The organism is Paraburkholderia sp. RL18-085-BIA-A, from assembly GCF_046027075.1.
Taxonomy (GTDB): domain Bacteria; phylum Pseudomonadota; class Gammaproteobacteria; order Burkholderiales; family Burkholderiaceae; genus Paraburkholderia.
In genome coordinates this window covers 1-1,031 of record NZ_JARESU010000481.1, presented here as the reverse complement: position 1 = coordinate 1,031, position 1,031 = coordinate 1, and the positions used below count along the sequence as shown (strand labels likewise).

The 1,031-nt window shown below is 63.5% G+C and carries 1 protein-coding gene; it reads right to left on the bottom strand.

Annotated elements, in window-relative coordinates; genetic code table 11:
* Nucleotides 1–957, bottom strand: a 957-nt coding sequence (locus P0D89_RS53375) for an SNF2 helicase-associated domain-containing protein (protein WP_408379715.1), incomplete at its 3' end; no start/stop codon positions are given.
* Between the last annotated feature and the right edge of the window lie 74 nt (nt 958–1,031).

Here is a 1,031-nt window from a genome sequence, read left to right as displayed (position 1 = left end):
GAGCAGATCCCTGACTTCAGAGGCGTTGAGACACTCGCCGTCGAGGGACACCTCCATGCTGAAGTCGAGCAATGCCTCCTTGCCCAGCAGCGAAGGCGGCCGTGCGCCGACGCTGGCTTTCACAACGGGTCGAGCGGGACGGCCTGACTGCCAGACGCCTGGCGTGCGAACGACAATGCCCGCGGTTTCAAGTTTGGGCAGGTCAGTGAGAAAGCGGTGGGCATCAAGCGGCGTCCAGCGCAGCGGATGGTATATCTCGCCGGTATCCACCATTTCGCGAAGCCAATCGCAGTGTTCCGCGGCGCGCTGCACCGGCAGCAGCAGCGACAGGAGCTGCGCCTTGCTCCTGGCTCCCGAAAATTCCGCGAGGGCTTGCGACAGTGGCTGGTGCTGCGCTTTGCCATGGGCCGACAGGCGCGAGGTATAGGTCGCCAGGAAGGCGAACGGCGACTCCGGGTCCTTGCGGTTCTCAGCGAGGTTGAAATGCACGCGGCCGACGAGATTCCAGGCCGGGTGGCGCGACTTGAGGAAATCCTGAAGCGAGACTTTTGCGGTCGCCAGTTCCTGGTGCAAGGCGATATTGATCTCGCCCCACAGCGTGGCCAGCACATCTGGCGTTAGATACTCCCCGCCCGTCATCGGCGGCGCATCGGCAATCAGAGCATCGAAATCCTTGGCAGCAGGCGTGACGACCGTGATCTCACCGCCTTCGGGGGTGGCGCACAAGGCGGTGACGTAGCGCGCGGCAAAATCACGCCACCAGGCCCATGTGGGCGGCAAAATGCGGCCGACTTCCGCCGTTCCCAGATGCAGCAGGCCATGTCCTGCGCCACGCGCAAAAGAACTGTCTAGCCGCGGTCGTATTTCATCCGCCAATAGTGGCGCGGCGTCCTCCGGGACGGCAAGGAGGTGACCACCGGGCGTCAGGTGTGGCGCGAGAATGTCGGAAGCAGTCAAAAGCGCCCGCCCCCATCGCACAGTTGCAGCAAACGCTGAAGCCGCCTGTTTTCACGGAAAGCGGCTTCGGAATC